The organism is Pseudomonas sp. DSP3-2-3 (assembly GCF_049898225.1).
Classification (GTDB): domain Bacteria; phylum Pseudomonadota; class Gammaproteobacteria; order Pseudomonadales; family Pseudomonadaceae; genus Aquipseudomonas.
This window is the reverse complement of sequence record NZ_JAFCXH010000046.1, coordinates 1-13,718: the sequence shown is the minus strand read 5'-3', so window position 1 is coordinate 13,718 and position 13,718 is coordinate 1. Positions and strand designations below refer to the sequence as shown.

The window sequence follows — 13,718 nt, the reverse complement described above, 5'->3', positions numbered from 1 at the left end:
AGTCCCTTCTTGGAGACTGCCCGATGAACAGAATCTGTTGTGTGTTGCTGGCCATGCTGCCGTTGAGCGCCTGGGCGTATCCCATCGAAGTGGAAAAACACTATCAGGGCGTCGAAATCGACTACACCAGCCATGACACGTTCTACGATACCGGCGCGATCACCGTGAACAACTACGGCAGCGTCCCGGCCAAATGCAGCGTGGTGTTTCAGAATGGTCCGGAGGCGCCTAAGACGCGCCGCGTGACCGTCGCCGCGAAAAAAAGCGTAGACGTGTCGGCCAAGTTCAACCGCAGCATCATCAAACTGCGGATCAAGCTCAGCTGTGAGCCCGAATAATCGCTCGACGGGCGCCAAACTTCGTAAGAGAGTAGAGCGCCCCTTTCGATAAAACAATTTTTTAGATGTTTAACAGCGGATTTTTACGCTTTTTAATCGATACAGCCTTCTCTACTCTGCACTCCATCGACTCAAGACACTCCCCGATGGAGGCACCGCCCCATGTCCCGCGTACTGATCATTGAAAGTAGCGCCCGTCAGCAGGATTCCGTTTCCCGTCAATTGACTCAACAGTTCATTGGCCAGTGGCGAGCGGCTCATCCCGACGATCAACTGACGGTCCGCGACCTTGCCACCGAGCAGGTGCCGCACCTTGATGCGACCTTGCTGGGCGGCTGGATGAAGCCTTCCGAGCAACGCAGCGCAACCGAACAAGCCGCGCTGGATCGTTCCAATCAGTTGACTGACGAATTGGTGGCGGCGGATGTGCTGGTGCTCGCCGCGCCCATGTACAACTTCGCTATCCCCAGCACCCTGAAAGCCTGGTTCGACCATGTGCTGCGTGCCGGTGTCACCTTCAAATATGGCGAAACCGGTCCGCAAGGCCTGCTGGTCGGCAAGCGGGCCTTTGTCCTGACCGCTCGCGGCGGCATTTATGCGGGCAGCAGCCTTGATCATCAGGAACCGTACCTGCGTCAGGTGCTGGGTTTTGTCGGCATCCATGACGTCACGTTCATTCACGCCGAAGGCCTGAACATGGGCGGCGACTTCGTTGAAAAAGGCATGAACCAGGCCATCGCCAAACTCGCCCAGGTCGCCTGACCCGCACGGCACTACCGATTTCCCCTTGGCACCTGCCGCTCCTGGGTGCGTGGCCCGATTGACCCCTCTTTGGCGGTCATCGGGCTTTTTTCTGTCTGGAATTTAACGAGCCACTCAACATTTTTGCGAAATATGACTAGACTCGGTTGCTAGCTGAATCGATTAATCCGTTGCGCAAAACCATAATTCCAATAAGGACTGCCCTCATGAAACCCCTTTCCCTGCTGCTCGGCCTCGGCGCCATTACCGCCGCCTCCAATGTTTTCGCCTGGGATTACGTCTTGCTCGATGCCGACAAGGCCGCGCAAAACCAGCAAATCACCAGCGCCCAACTCGGGGTCAAGACTGACAAACCTTTTTCCGTGACCATGCGCACCTTGCACGGTGGGCGTCAGGAGGGGGTGAGCATCATCGATATCGACAACGGCACGATGAAACTCTCGGTAGTGCCCACGCGCGGCATGAACGTATTGCACGCTTCGGTGGGCGATGTGCGCATGGGCTGGGATTCGCCGGTCAAGGACGTGGTCAACCCGGCATTTATCGAACTCAACGGCCGTGGCGGGTTGGGCTGGCTGGAAGGGTTCAACGAGCTGGTGACGCGCTGCGGTTACGAATGGGTAGGGCATCCGGGCATGGACAACGGCGAACTGCTGACCTTGCACGGTCGCGCGGCGAATATCCCGGCGAGCAAAGTCACTTTGCACATCGACGAAAAGCCGCCTTACGCAATCAGCCTCAAGGGTGAACTCCAGGAGCAGGCCTTCAAGAAAGTCGACTTCACGGTGCAGACCGAACTGGTCACCGAGCCCGGCAGCGTGCGCTTCACACTCAATGACACGCTGACCAACAATGGCGACTATCCGAAGGAATATCAGGCGCTGTACCACAGCAACTTCAGCACGCCATTCCTGGAGCAGGGTGCGCGTTTCGAAGCACCGGTGAAGCAGGTGTCGCCCTTTAACGAGAAGGCCAAGGGCGATCTGGCTGACTGGCAGACGTACCGCGCGCCGACGCCGGACTACGACGAAACCGTCTACAACGTGGTGCCTTACGCGGATGACAAGGGCGACACGCTCGGCGTGCTGCACAACAAGGCCGGCAGTCTTGGCGTCGCGGTGGGCTTCAATACCCAGCAATTGCCGGTGTTCTCACTGTGGAAAAACACCGACACCCAAGGCCAGGGCTACGTGACCGGGCTGGAGCCGGGCACCAGTTTTTCCTACAACCGTCGCTACCAGCGTCCATTGAACCTGGTGCCGACCATCGGGCCGAAACAACAGCGTCAATTCCAGATCAGCTATAGCCTGCTGGCCGATAAAGGCGCGGTGGATCAGGCTTTGGGGCAGATCAAAACCATTCAGGCCGGGCGCAGCACCGAAGTGCGCAATGAGCCGTTGGTGGATTTGACCAAGGAGTAAGACGCAACGTAGGAACGGCGGCGCTCCAACTTGTTCGCGAGATAATCTTCCTGGTTGCCAGGACGAACACCTCGCCAACAGGTTGGCTCCTACAATCCGGACTCAGAGTGCCGCTGGGACAGTCCCGCCCGCATATCCATCCCGCTCGGCTGTTGATACAGGCTCAAGCCAAACTCCGGCAACACTGCCAGCAGGTAATCGAAGATATCGCCCTGGATGCGCTCGTACTCGGTCCACACCGTGGTGCGGGTGAAGCAGTAGATTTCCAGCGGCACGCCCAGCGCCGAGGCTTCCAGCTGGCGGACCATGCAGGTCATGTCCGGGTGAATGTCGGGATGGCTTTTCAGATAGGCCAGCGCGTAGGCGCGGAAGGTGCCGATGTTGGTCATGCGGCGCCGGTTGGCCGAGAGCTGCGCCACGTTGCCCTGCGCCTGATTCCAGGCCAGCAGTTCGGCCTGCTTGCGGCTGATGTAGTCGGTGAGCAAATGCACCTGGCTCAGATGCCGTTCCTCGTCATCGCTGACGAAACGTACGCCACTGGCATCGATGAACAGACTGCGCTTGATGCGCCTGCCGCCTGACTGCTGCATGCCGCGCCAGTTCTTGAACGACTCCGACATCAGGCGCCAGGTCGGAATCGAGACGATGGTTTTATCGAAGTTCTGTACCTTGACCGTATGCAGCGTGATGTCCACGACGTCGCCGTCGGCACCGACCTGCGGCATTTCGATCCAGTCACCGACGCGCAGCATGTCGTTGCTGGTCAACTGCACGCTGGCGACGAACGACAGCAGCGTGTCCTTGTAGACCAGCAGGATGACCGCCGACATGGCGCCAAGCCCGGACAGCAGCAACAGCGGCGAACGGTCGATGAGGGTGGCGACGATGATGATCGCGGCGAAGATATACAGAATCATCTTCGCCAGTTGCACATAACCCTTGATCGAGCGCGTGCGGGCGTGAGTGGTGCGCGCATAAATGTCGAGCAACGCATTGAGCAGCGCGCCCATGGCCAGGGTCATGAACAGAATGGTGAAGGCCAGCGCGATGTTGCCGATCACGTTCTTGCCGGTGGCGCTCAGGTCGGGCACCAGATTCAGGCCGAACTGGATCACCAGCGACGGCGTCATCTGCGCCAGGCGCTGGAAAACCTTGTTGTGCAGAAAATCATTGAGCCAGTGCAGCGCGGGTTGTCTGCCGAGCATCTTCATCGCGTAAAGGATCAGGAAACGCGCCACTCTGCCGAGCACCAGCGCCGCGATCAGCAGCAACAGCAGGCCGAGACTCGCGTGCAGCAGCGGATGTTGATCCAGCACACCCCAGAGTTCCTGGACGCGGCGCCATAGCGATTGAATTTCCATGCGACTCTTTAAGACTCCTGAAGAAATTAGCTGCGGATTAGAGCATTCATGGCCGCGACTTGGGTGACGTATGGCAAATCGAGTAACAAAATAAGCAGTTAGTCGTAAAGAAACTCGGCCCCGGCGCTCGAAACCGTTAGGCTATGCGCCTGTATTTTTGTATTTCGTCGAGGTAGCACCCGTGTTTTCCCAATTCGCCCTGCATGAACGCCTGCTGAAAGCCGTGGCCGAGCTTAACTTTGTCGAGCCAACGCCTGTGCAAGCAGCGGCCATCCCGCTGGCGCTGGAAGGGCGTGACCTGCGGGTGACTGCGCAAACCGGTAGCGGCAAGACTGCGGCTTTTGTATTACCGATCCTCAATCGCCTGATGGGCCCGGCCAAGGTTCGCGTCGACATTCGTGCCGTGATCCTGCTGCCGACCCGCGAGCTGGCACAGCAGACCCTGAAAGAAGTCGAGCGTTTCTCCCAGTTCACCTTCATCAAGGCCGGGCTGATTACCGGTGGCGAAGACTTCAAGGTCCAGGCCGCGATGCTGCGCAAGGTGCCGGACATTCTCATCGGCACGCCGGGTCGTCTGCTGGAGCAGCTCAACGCCGGCAATCTCGACCTCAAGCAGGTTGAAGTGCTGGTCCTGGATGAAGCCGACCGCATGCTCGACATGGGTTTTGCCGAAGACGTCGAGCGTCTGGCCGGCGAATGCCCGAACCGCCAGCAGACCTTGCTGTTCTCGGCCACCACCGGTGGTGCGGGCCTGCGCGAGATGATCGGCAAAGTGCTGACCGATCCGCAGCACTTGCAGGTCAATAGCGTCAGCGAGCTGGCTTCGGGTACTCGTCAACAGATCATCACGGCCGACCACAACAGCCACAAAGAGCAGATCGTGCACTGGCTGCTGGCGAACGAGACGTATCAGAAAGCGATTATTTTCACCAATACCAAAGCCATGGCCGACCGCTTGTATGGCCGTCTGGTGGCGCTGGACTACAAAGCGTTCGTGCTGCACGGTGACAAGGACCAGAAAGACCGCAAGGCGGCGATTGATCGCTTGAAGCAGGGCGGCACCAAGATCCTCGTGGCGACTGACGTTGCAGCGCGTGGTCTGGACGTTGAAGGCCTGGACATGGTCATCAACTTCGACATGCCGCGCAGTGGCGACGATTACGTGCACCGCATCGGGCGTACTGGTCGCGCAGGTGGCGAAGGTCTGGCGATTTCGCTGATCTGCCACGGCGACTGGAACCTGATGTCGAGCGTCGAGCGCTACCTGAAGCAAAGCTTCGAGCGCCGCACTATCAAGGAAGTCAAAGGCGCCTACGGCGGACCGAAGAAGGTCAAGGCATCCGGCAAGGCGGTCGGCGTGAAGAAGAAAAAGACTGACGCCAAGGGCGACAAGAAGAAAACCGGCGCCAAGGCCCCGACCAAACGCAAAATCGCCAATCGTCCAAAAACCGATGCCTTGTCATTGGTGAGCAAGGACGGCATGGCGCCGTTGAAGAAGCGCAAAACCGAAACGCCAGCGGCTGAGTAAGTCTCCGCAGCTACCGCAGGAGCGAGGCTTGCCCGCGAATTCAGGCGACGCGGTGGACCAGATCCACCGCGTCATCGTTCTTCGCGGGCAAGCCTCGCTCCCACAGTTACCTCACCGCAATTCCGCTACTCCGCTTTCTTCTCCGCCGTATTCATTTCCTTGAGCCGCTGATCAATCAGCTGGCACTTGTCTGGCAGGTCCTTGGACGCTGTCTCCAGATCCATCTTCTGCAACTCGTCGTTGATCTCTTTGGCCTTGGCCGGATTCTGCCCGGTGAGTTTCTGCACTTCCTTGGCCAGTTGCTCGCGTTTGGCGGTTGCCTCTTCGGGTGTGCACGCCCATGACGGCACGGCGCTCAACAGGGTCAACGCGGCGGTAATGCTCAACAGGATTTTCATGGCTGCCTCAATTTCCTTTGCGGGCTTGAACGGTTGAGCGCCAATTTCCGGAAAAAGTTCAGCCGCACCGCTCAGCCGCCATCGCTGAACGGCCAGCGTTGGCGCGTGTCACAACCTTCAGTAGCAAGCCTGATGGCGGGACGTCACGGGCCACTTATCCACGCTGGATGGAGGTAAGAAAAATGGAAATGCCTTATGACTGGGACCTTATCGAACGTCTGCTGCACGAAGTGCAAAACAGCGCTGACGACAGCTTCAAGCCTCGTAAATACGCCGAAGAACACGCCACAGCCCTGGCGGCTGATGGTGAGCCAGTCGGAAATCTTGATCACCTGAAGGCGATTGCCGGTGAATACGAGGCGTTGCTGCTGAGCCGTGGCTTCATTCAGCCACGCCCGGAAGAAGAGGGTGGCAACGGCGAAAACTTCATCCTCAGCCCGCGCGGTGCAAGCCTCCTGGCGTTGATCGACAGCAGCATCCCCGGCAATGACCATCCACGTCAGGTGCTGGATGATCAGGCTGACGCGCTGGATCCAGCGACCTTTGAAGAGGTAGCGGCCAAGGCCCAGATTGCCTGAATTTCTCACACCCTCGCAGGAGCGAACTTGTGTGGGAGCGAGCTTGCTCGCGAAGCTGTGTAGCTGACACACCGCCTCGCCAACAAGCTAGCTCCTACCTATGCATTCAGGCAGCCTTCGCCGCTTTCAAACAGCCAAGGTCGGTAAAGTCCTTGCGCGTGCTGGCGATTTTTTCCAGCAATTGATCACGCTGCTCAGGCGTGCTTAGCGCTATCAGGTCCACCAGCAATGAAATAGCGGCTTTTTCGGTCTGGTCATAAGCCACGCGGTATTGCGGCGTCCAGAACGTTTCGCGATCCTGCAACAGCTTGGCGATTTTTTCCGGGAAGTCGCTGGCTTGCCGATTCTGCACCGTGCTCACAAACAGCGTTTGCCAATGGCTGCGGTTATCCAGCCAGGCGCGATTCTGTTCGCCCAATGACGCCGACCAGCTCTGCACGCGCTGTTTCTGCGCCGTGCTCAGCGAGCCAAGCCACGGGCTGAGGCGTTTTTCCATACGCTCGGCACGTTCGCTGATCTGCTTGTCCAGCGGCTGCTTGAGGTATTCATCCTCGCGTTTGCGGCGATCCTTGGCGAAAGTTTCCTGCATCTCCGCGACCTGCTTGTCGTCGAGCTGCGCCAGCAGCTCCACCGCCGACGGAGTGATCTGGCGGGAGATCTGCGCGATGGCTTGCTTGGCTTCTTCGGTGCGAGCACGCAATTCGGGTTCGGTGACCTGATTGGTCGTGACCATTTCCTCCAGGCGATCCAGCCAGGTGAGATAGCCTGGCAATTGAGTGCTGCAATGCCAGCTCAAATGCTCCTTGAGTCGCCCGTTCAACCAACCTTTTTGCGTGGAATTCATCCCGAGGTAGTCATTAAGTGACCAGGGAATAATGACATCCAGATTCCGGTAAGCGAGCCCGATGCGGGTGCATCCGCCCAGCACAAACAGCGCCATCAACAACGTAATGAAGGCTTTGAACGGGGTGTGCATGAAGACTCCTCGATTGACCGGCTTATCCTGTAGAGCGGGCCAGAGGATAGCAGTTCAGTCGATCAGAAGAACGCGCGAACGGCCTTCACGGTGAAGGTGCCTTCACACTGCGGATTGTGGCCGCTGTAGGCGCTGCAATCGCTGCCACTCAGGCTTGATCCGCTGTAGATCAGGTTCATGTCGATGCCCATCCACGGCCGCGTGATGTTCAGCGACCAGTCGTTGAACATGCTGACCATGCCGCCGTCGGTGATTTGCTGAGGCGTATCGAACTGATGATTGGCGTATTGCATGCGCACGCCGATGCCCAGTCGTTCAATACCGCCCAGATCAACGAACAGGGTGCTGTCGCGACGGCCGACGTCGTTGCTGAACGCGGCACCGACGCGACTGTTCAGCACGCGCAGACCGGCGTAGAACTCATGGCTGTCCAGTTGGCTGGTGTCGGGATAGCTGTAGCGGATGATGCCCATCTCGTAACCGAGGGTTTTGTCGAACGGCTTCTTGAAGCCCATGTACGAATCGACTTCCAGCGTGGTGTCGTCCGTAATGCCGACGCTGGGTGTCCACTGTCCGACGTAGAAGCCACTTTCGTGCGTCAGGTCCAGGCCGCCATGGAACGAGCCGTTGCCGTTTGGCGTGACCAGGCCCTGAGCCATGCTGCGCGCGGGTGAAGTGCCGAGCTTGAGGTCAAAGGCCCCCATTTCCCGCTCCAGAACCTGGGCAGAAGCGGACTGACAGATAACCAGGGCGCCCAGAGAAAGGACGTAATGACGAATATTGAGCATGTGCTCACTCCTGGGGTTGAGGAGTGGGATTGGAGCAGTCATATCGAAAACGGCGCTTCGGCAAATCGCCGGCGACCCAACAGAAACCGCGAGCTAGAGCCTCGCAAGGATACCGGCGAATGCGCGCGGGATCAGACCGTTCGTCGATCCGCGCGCGATCAGTTGGAAGCTGTGGTCTGTGGCGACGGAATAATCAGGCCGCGAATGACCACCAAAGCTTGCTCGAAAGACGGGTAGCCGCTCTTGGCAACGTCCAGCTCGGCGTAGTCGGCGCGGTAGCGTTCGGACTGTTTCTGATCGCTCATGCTCAGCTGTTGGGCGAGCAGGGCAATAGCCAGCGGGTGCTTGCTTCGGGCAGCATCCTGCAGCAATTCGATGACGCGAGGCTGGTCGCGTTGTTGACGAATCAACAGCACGGCCTGGTAGAACTCGGCTTCACCGGAGGCGTCGTCGATACCGGCACGGCGCAGCATGGCTTCAGCCAGTTCGTAATTCTCCCGGTCGGCTTCACTGATCAACAGCTTGGCCTGCAGCATGTCGTTTTGATACAGCAGATGCTGTTCACGACAGGCGCTGCCTGCAAGATAACTGTCATCGAGAGCGTCGTCGCAGCCGTGCGATGCACAACCACCCAGACAAATCAGTGCGCCGAACAGCATCCAGTTCTTCATTCGTGCATTCCGCAAAGGGGGGCAGGCTCCAAGGGCTTCATCCTGCCCGTCGCAGCGTCAGTGTGCAACGAGCTGAGCGCCATAAAGGTTTGCCAAGGGGCCGAGCGAGGAGTCTAGCTGATGCAGCGAAGGATCAATCCACTAGCGCCCTGAAAACCAAAGCGCATAGAGATCGACAACTGGAGCGGGGGGAACTTACTTTTTGCCGAGGGTGATTTGCTTGGATGGGCCGAAAGTCTGGCCGCTGACGCCTTTGGCGATTTCCTGGATTTCACCACCGGACTTCAGAAAAGCAGCAATCTGGGCGTTGATCGAATCGCTCGTTTCAACGGCTGGAGCTTGCTTTGCTTTGGAGTTGGATGCTTTTACGCGCATGGCTGCCATTAACCTATATAAACTTGATACGGCCAGCAATTGTATATGAATGGCTTGACAATTGCTTTAGAAATATAGCCCTAAAAACCGTGCTCAGAGCGCCGCCAATTATTTATATCGGCTGATAGTTAGCTCGCTAACTTACTGTTTTAGTGCTGAAAAGTTGTTTTTGAGCGGAATCTGGCAGGATAAAATCTGCTATTCACGGCTGAATCAGTCTGACGAATGGGGCGCAACGTGTTGAATTTTTGGGGGGTTGCGGCATCCAGTTGCCCGATGCCAGGCGCGTCGCGATCCTGATCAGCAAACTCGGGTAGAATGACGCCCACGTAATGAGGGTAATTGGAAATGGCGTTAATCGGTCGTTACAACAGCTTGCAAGTGGTGAAGCACACTAACTTTGGTCTGTATCTGGATGGCGGGGCGGATGGCGAAATTCTGCTGCCCAACCGTTATATCCCCAAGGATATTCCCAGCGAAGATGAAGACTGGCTCAACGTTTTCGTTTATCTGGACAGCGAAGACAAGCTGTTGGCTACAACAGAAACACCCAAGGTTCAGGTCGGTGAATTCGCCAGCCTGAAAGTCGTTGAGGTCAACAGCATTGGCGTGTTCCTCGATTGGGGCCTGCCCAAGGATTTGCTGCTGCCGTACTCGGAAGAGAAGCGCACGTTGCAGGCCGGTGACTATTGCGTGGTCCACGTCTATCTGGACAAGCATACCCGCCGCATCACCGCGACCGCGCGCCTGGACCGTTATCTGGACAAGGTGCCAGCCACTTACACCGTTGGCCAGGAGGTCGATTTGCTGGTCGCTGAAGCCACCGATATGGGTTTCAAGGCGATCATCAACAACAAACACTGGGGCTTGATCCACAAGAACGAAGTGTTCAAGTTCATGCGTGCCGGCAAGCAGGAAAAGGGTTTCATCAAGGAAATCCGTTCCGACGGCAATCTCAGCCTGAGCCTGCAACCGGTCGGCGCAGAGGCTTCCAGCAGCCTCAACTCGAAAATCCTCAGCAAGCTGCGGGAAAACAACGGCACGCTGCCGGTCAGCGACAAGAGCGATCCGCAGATCATCAGCGGTTTGTTCGGCGTCAGCAAAGGCAACTTCAAAAAGGCTATCGGTGCCCTTTATAAGTCGGGCCAGATAGTGATTCATGCCGATCGTATCGAATTGGTTTGATGTCGCCGCATTATTCGAAATTGTTGGTTTGATCTGCCGTATTAATCGAAATTGTACCGATCCGGAACCGCTTGATACGGATGACCCATGAAAAGAAATCTGACGGCATACCTGAGCACACTGGTGGCGTTCCTGATCCTTGACGGGATCTGGCTCGGCTTGCTGATGGGCCCGACTTACCGCAGCTGGCTCGGTTCGATAATGGTCGACAAGCCGGTGGCGGGGCCGGCGGTGGTGTTTTACCTGCTGTATACGGCGGGGCTGGTGTATTTCGCCGTGCAGTCGGCGTTGCGCCGCCACAGTCTGAGCCATGCGATCAAGCGCGGTGCAATGCTGGGACTGGTGGCTTACGGCACCTATGACTTGAGCAACTGGGCCACGCTGCAAGGCTGGCCAGCACAGATGGCGTTGGTGGATCTGGCGTGGGGCACTGTGGCGTCGGGCGTTGCGGCGACGGTTGGTTATCTGGTGACCAGGCGTCTGGCGTGAAGTTGTCGCACCAGCTCGTCACTGCAACGGCGACGAGCAGGTGCGTCAGATCAAGGCTGCAGGAACCCGGCAAAGCTGAGGTTCGCGCCGTCCGGGCGCACATCCTTGAGGAATGAATCCTTGTCGGCGCTCAGTTCCAGGCTCACGGTGGATTTGCGCTTGCCTCGGTTGCGGACCACCAGGCCTTCCATGTGATCGCGCAGAAATACCGTGGTGACTTTCAAGTGCAGCAATTCATCGGTGCTGGGCGTGTGCAGCAGCAGGTGAACCCATTCGTACTGACCAACCGCCAGCCGGCCGAGCGGTAAATCGAACCACCAGATGTTCTTGTTGGTATTCAAGGCGGTGAAATGGGTGTTGTTGCTGCCGAGCACGGCACCGCCCAGTTGCAGATTGCGGCGTGCGATGGCCTGCTTTTTATCGAGTTTCATAATGTTCCCGTGGATCTGAATAGTCGGCGTGCTGACCCGAGTCAGCGCAGCCTGATTGCGTGCCGCATTCTCGGGGGTTGCCGGGCAAACTTAAAGTCAAAGTTGTTGCCTGGCCCGAAAAAACACCGCTATTTCCCCGTCTTGCCTGGCCTGACGAGCGGCAGCGCAGCGGGTGAAAATAATTGAAACTCTGCGCAAAGGGGGCGGGTCAATCTTTATGTCGAGGTTACGACACCCGAATTTTACTCTGGAGAGTACCTATGAGCAGCACTGGCGATAAAGTTAAAGGCATGGCTAACGAAGCCGTCGGCAACGTCAAGCAAGGTGTTGGCAAAGCTACCGACAACTCCAAACTGCGTGCAGAAGGTAAGGCTCAGGAAGTCAAAGGCGAAACCCAACAAGCAGTCGGCAAAGCGAAAGACGCTGTGAAAAAGGGCGTCGACAAGGCATGAAGCTATCGGTCCCGAATAGGCATTCGGGGTTGATACTTAAATAACGGTCATCCTCGGATGACCGTTATCATGTCTGGCCTGGGTGATTTGAAACTTTTTTGTCGCACAGCCGGTCCATTAAGCTCTGAAACGCCTGCCAGAGCGGTATGGCTCTTGATCAACGCAGAACTGCCGAATGTGAATCTGGTCGTTGCGGCACTATAGTTTCGGCACCATTAAGCGAAGGAAACGCCATGATTTTTTCGGAATTGCGCAAACTTTCGCCGTTCAAGGTGATGGTGCGAACCGTCAGCGAGTTCCTCGATGATGAGATGTCGACCTACGCTTCGGCGCTGGCGTACCAGATGCTGTTTTCACTTTTCCCGTTTTTGTTGTTTCTGATCGCCCTGATCGGATTCCTGCATCTCCCTGACTTTTTCTCCTGGTTGCGCCTGCAATCGGAGCTGGTTTTGCCGCCCCAGGCGCTGGAACAGGTCAATCCCGTCATCGATCAGCTGCAACAGTCCAAGGGCGGTCTGCTGTCCATCGGTATCTTCATTGCGCTGTGGACCGCGTCGGCGGGCGTGCGCCTGATGATGAGTGCCATGAACGCCGCTTATGACGTGGTTGAAGGGCGTCCGGTCTGGAAACGCATTCCGTTGTCGGTGCTCTACACCATCGGCATTGCCATGATGTTGCTGGTGGCGGCGGCGCTGATGGTAACTGGCCCGCAAGTCATGAACTGGCTGGCGTCGCAGATCGGCATGGAAGATTTCATTGTCACCTTGTGGACGATCCTGCGCTGGCCGTTGATCGTCGCGCTGCTGATGGTCTCGGTGGCGCTGATTTACTACGTCATGCCGGACGTGAAACAAGAGTTTCGCTTCATCACCCCCGGTTCTGTGCTGGCAGTCGTGGTCTGGATCATCGCGTCGCTGGGCTTCGGTTATTACGTCAAGACCTTCGCCGACTACAACGCCATGTATGGCAGCATCGGCGCGATCATCGTGTTGTTGCTGTATTTCTATATTTCGGCGGCCGTGCTGTTGTTGGGCGCGGAAATGAATGCCGTGGTCGAGCACATGTCGTCCGAGGGCAAGGACGTCGGCGAGAAGGAAGCGGGCGACGGCGGCGTGGCGTCCACCGAGAAGCAGCATGTTTCCGGGCTGGGGCGCGACCATTCCGTACCATTGCCAGCCAAGGCCGACGAATCCTGAACACAGCTGTGGCAGGATGACGTTTTCGTTGAAGGAAGCCGATCCATGATCCGCGACATTCTCAAAATGGGCGATGAGCGCTTGCTGCGTATCGCCCCGGCTGTGCCCGAAGCGATGTTCGGGACGGCTGAGCTCAAAACCCTGATCGCCGACATGTTTGAAACCATGGAAAGCGTCGGCGGCGTCGGGCTGGCGGCGCCGCAGATTGGCGTCGATCTGCAATTGGTGATCTTTGGTTTCGAAAGCAGCGAGCGTTACCCGGACGCTGAAGCGGTGCCGCAAACCATCCTGCTCAATCCGCTGATCACACCCCTGAGCCCGACCCTCGAAGAAGGTTGGGAAGGCTGCCTGTCCGTGCCCGGTCTGCGTGGCGCGGTTGACCGTTATCAAAGCATTCGTTACGAAGGTTTCGATCCCGATGGGCAACCGATCCAGCGCATCGCCCATGGTTTCCACGCCCGGGTGGTGCAACACGAATGTGATCACCTGATCGGGCGTCTGTACCCGTCGCGCATCACCGATTTCAGCAAGTTCGGTTTCATGGATGTCATGTTTCCGGACATGGACCCCAATGCCGACGAATGAATCAGTGAGCGAGTTTGCTCGCGAATCGGTCTTTCAGCCACAGAAGATGGGTTCGGCGTAGCGGCCCTTCGCGGGCAAGCCTCGCTTGTATGTTTAGACTTGAAGGGGTGGGTGGGACTAAAAGCCTAGCTTCTGACTCATACCAGTACAGACCGTTGGAGACTTCGTCCCACCCCTTCACCAA

At 57.5% G+C, this 13,718-nt stretch carries 17 protein-coding genes; 10 read left to right on the top strand and 7 right to left on the bottom strand.

The features are described 5' to 3' along the window. Positions 1-23 precede the first annotated feature (23 nt). The 3 genes from ACP7E4_RS28550 (at position 24) to ACP7E4_RS28540 (ending at position 2,521) form a co-directional block, all read left to right on the top strand. Positions 24-338: a 3-phosphoglycerate kinase gene (locus ACP7E4_RS28550; protein ID WP_426119379.1), complete on the top strand. Its 315-nt coding sequence runs from the start codon at positions 24-26 to the stop codon at positions 336-338. Positions 339-500: 162 nt separating this feature from the next. After that, the gene (locus ACP7E4_RS28545) at positions 501-1,100 is read left to right on the top strand and encodes an FMN-dependent NADH-azoreductase (RefSeq protein ID WP_426119377.1); all 600 of its coding nucleotides are present in this window, start codon (positions 501-503) and stop codon (positions 1,098-1,100) included. A 206-nt stretch (positions 1,101-1,306) separates the two neighbouring features. Then, positions 1,307-2,521 (top strand): aldose 1-epimerase family protein, encoded by a 1,215-nt coding sequence (locus ACP7E4_RS28540; protein WP_426119376.1) that lies wholly within the window; start codon positions 1,307-1,309, stop codon positions 2,519-2,521. Positions 2,522-2,610: 89 nt separating this feature from the next. Here ACP7E4_RS28540 and ACP7E4_RS28535 read toward each other — a convergent pair whose 3' ends face one another. Further along, the gene (locus tag ACP7E4_RS28535) at positions 2,611-3,882 is read right to left on the bottom strand and encodes a mechanosensitive ion channel family protein (RefSeq protein ID WP_426119375.1); all 1,272 of its coding nucleotides are present in this window, start codon (positions 3,880-3,882) and stop codon (positions 2,611-2,613) included. A 181-nt stretch (positions 3,883-4,063) separates the two neighbouring features. Between ACP7E4_RS28535 and ACP7E4_RS28530 the strand changes: the two genes are divergently transcribed. After that, complete coding sequence (locus tag ACP7E4_RS28530; RefSeq protein ID WP_426119372.1) at positions 4,064-5,410, top strand: DEAD/DEAH box helicase; 1,347 nt, start codon at positions 4,064-4,066, stop codon at positions 5,408-5,410. Between the two features lie 125 nt (positions 5,411-5,535). On the opposite strand, the gene ACP7E4_RS28525 is transcribed toward ACP7E4_RS28530, so the two are convergent. After that, positions 5,536-5,808: a hypothetical protein gene (locus tag ACP7E4_RS28525; RefSeq protein WP_426119370.1), complete on the bottom strand. Its 273-nt coding sequence runs from the start codon at positions 5,806-5,808 to the stop codon at positions 5,536-5,538. 182 nt (positions 5,809-5,990) lie between these two features. Between ACP7E4_RS28525 and ACP7E4_RS28520 the strand changes: the two genes are divergently transcribed. After that, positions 5,991-6,386, top strand: a complete 396-nt coding sequence (locus ACP7E4_RS28520; protein ID WP_426119369.1) for a transcriptional regulator — start codon at positions 5,991-5,993, stop codon at positions 6,384-6,386. A gap of 106 nt (positions 6,387-6,492) precedes the next feature. On the opposite strand, the gene ACP7E4_RS28515 is transcribed toward ACP7E4_RS28520, so the two are convergent. The 4 genes from ACP7E4_RS28515 to ACP7E4_RS28500 all read right to left on the bottom strand — a co-directional run bounded on the left by ACP7E4_RS28515 (position 6,493) and on the right by ACP7E4_RS28500 (position 9,205). Next, positions 6,493-7,362: a DUF6279 family lipoprotein gene (locus tag ACP7E4_RS28515; RefSeq protein WP_426119367.1), complete on the bottom strand. Its 870-nt coding sequence runs from the start codon at positions 7,360-7,362 to the stop codon at positions 6,493-6,495. Positions 7,363-7,424: 62 nt separating this feature from the next. Next, positions 7,425-8,150 (bottom strand): TorF family putative porin, encoded by a 726-nt coding sequence (locus tag ACP7E4_RS28510; protein ID WP_426119365.1) that lies wholly within the window; start codon positions 8,148-8,150, stop codon positions 7,425-7,427. Between the two features lie 158 nt (positions 8,151-8,308). After that, entirely contained in the window at positions 8,309-8,821 is a 513-nt protein-coding gene (locus ACP7E4_RS28505) for a hypothetical protein (protein ID WP_426119363.1), read from the bottom strand. 195 nt (positions 8,822-9,016) lie between these two features. After that, positions 9,017-9,205 (bottom strand): hypothetical protein, encoded by a 189-nt coding sequence (locus ACP7E4_RS28500; RefSeq protein ID WP_426119362.1) that lies wholly within the window; start codon positions 9,203-9,205, stop codon positions 9,017-9,019. 339 nt (positions 9,206-9,544) lie between these two features. On the opposite strand from ACP7E4_RS28500, the gene ACP7E4_RS28495 reads away from it, so the two are divergent. Beyond that, positions 9,545-10,381, top strand: coding sequence for a CvfB family protein (locus tag ACP7E4_RS28495; RefSeq protein ID WP_426119360.1), 837 nt, complete (start codon positions 9,545-9,547; stop codon positions 10,379-10,381). 87 nt (positions 10,382-10,468) lie between these two features. Then, complete coding sequence (locus ACP7E4_RS28490) at positions 10,469-10,870, top strand: DUF2177 family protein (RefSeq protein WP_426119359.1); 402 nt, start codon at positions 10,469-10,471, stop codon at positions 10,868-10,870. Positions 10,871-10,920: 50 nt separating this feature from the next. Here the strand turns inward: ACP7E4_RS28490 and ACP7E4_RS28485 are convergent, their stop codons facing one another. Continuing rightward, positions 10,921-11,301: a hypothetical protein gene (locus ACP7E4_RS28485; protein ID WP_426119357.1), complete on the bottom strand. Its 381-nt coding sequence runs from the start codon at positions 11,299-11,301 to the stop codon at positions 10,921-10,923. Positions 11,302-11,561: 260 nt separating this feature from the next. On the opposite strand from ACP7E4_RS28485, the gene ACP7E4_RS28480 reads away from it, so the two are divergent. The 3 genes from ACP7E4_RS28480 to def all read left to right on the top strand — a co-directional run bounded on the left by ACP7E4_RS28480 (position 11,562) and on the right by def (position 13,534). Then, a complete protein-coding gene (locus ACP7E4_RS28480) occupies positions 11,562-11,753 on the top strand; it encodes a CsbD family protein (RefSeq protein ID WP_426119356.1) in 192 nt (63 codons plus the stop codon). Between the two features lie 233 nt (positions 11,754-11,986). After that, entirely contained in the window at positions 11,987-12,949 is a 963-nt protein-coding gene (locus ACP7E4_RS28475) for a YihY/virulence factor BrkB family protein (protein WP_331149351.1), read from the top strand. Positions 12,950-12,994: 45 nt separating this feature from the next. Beyond that, on the top strand, positions 12,995-13,534 hold the full coding sequence (def, locus tag ACP7E4_RS28470; RefSeq protein WP_426119354.1) for a peptide deformylase: 540 nt from the start codon (positions 12,995-12,997) through the stop codon (positions 13,532-13,534). The last annotated feature ends 184 nt before the right edge of the window (positions 13,535-13,718 follow it).

Coding starts and splice junctions, on each gene's coding strand:
- ACP7E4_RS28550 (WP_426119379.1), top strand. CDS start 24: ATGAACAGAATCTGTTGTGTGTTGCTGGCCATGCTGCCGTTGAGCGCC.
- ACP7E4_RS28545 (WP_426119377.1), top strand. CDS start 501: ATGTCCCGCGTACTGATCATTGAAAGTAGCGCCCGTCAGCAGGATTCC.
- ACP7E4_RS28540 (WP_426119376.1), top strand. CDS start 1,307: ATGAAACCCCTTTCCCTGCTGCTCGGCCTCGGCGCCATTACCGCCGCC.
- ACP7E4_RS28535 (WP_426119375.1), bottom strand. CDS start 3,882: ATGGAAATTCAATCGCTATGGCGCCGCGTCCAGGAACTCTGGGGTGTG.
- ACP7E4_RS28525 (WP_426119370.1), bottom strand. CDS start 5,808: ATGAAAATCCTGTTGAGCATTACCGCCGCGTTGACCCTGTTGAGCGCC.
- ACP7E4_RS28520 (WP_426119369.1), top strand. CDS start 5,991: ATGGAAATGCCTTATGACTGGGACCTTATCGAACGTCTGCTGCACGAA.
- ACP7E4_RS28515 (WP_426119367.1), bottom strand. CDS start 7,362: ATGCACACCCCGTTCAAAGCCTTCATTACGTTGTTGATGGCGCTGTTT.
- ACP7E4_RS28510 (WP_426119365.1), bottom strand. CDS start 8,150: ATGCTCAATATTCGTCATTACGTCCTTTCTCTGGGCGCCCTGGTTATC.
- ACP7E4_RS28505 (WP_426119363.1), bottom strand. CDS start 8,821: ATGAAGAACTGGATGCTGTTCGGCGCACTGATTTGTCTGGGTGGTTGT.
- ACP7E4_RS28500 (WP_426119362.1), bottom strand. CDS start 9,205: ATGGCAGCCATGCGCGTAAAAGCATCCAACTCCAAAGCAAAGCAAGCT.
- ACP7E4_RS28495 (WP_426119360.1), top strand. CDS start 9,545: ATGGCGTTAATCGGTCGTTACAACAGCTTGCAAGTGGTGAAGCACACT.
- ACP7E4_RS28490 (WP_426119359.1), top strand. CDS start 10,469: ATGAAAAGAAATCTGACGGCATACCTGAGCACACTGGTGGCGTTCCTG.
- ACP7E4_RS28485 (WP_426119357.1), bottom strand. CDS start 11,301: ATGAAACTCGATAAAAAGCAGGCCATCGCACGCCGCAATCTGCAACTG.
- ACP7E4_RS28480 (WP_426119356.1), top strand. CDS start 11,562: ATGAGCAGCACTGGCGATAAAGTTAAAGGCATGGCTAACGAAGCCGTC.
- ACP7E4_RS28475 (WP_331149351.1), top strand. CDS start 11,987: ATGATTTTTTCGGAATTGCGCAAACTTTCGCCGTTCAAGGTGATGGTG.
- def (WP_426119354.1), top strand. CDS start 12,995: ATGATCCGCGACATTCTCAAAATGGGCGATGAGCGCTTGCTGCGTATC.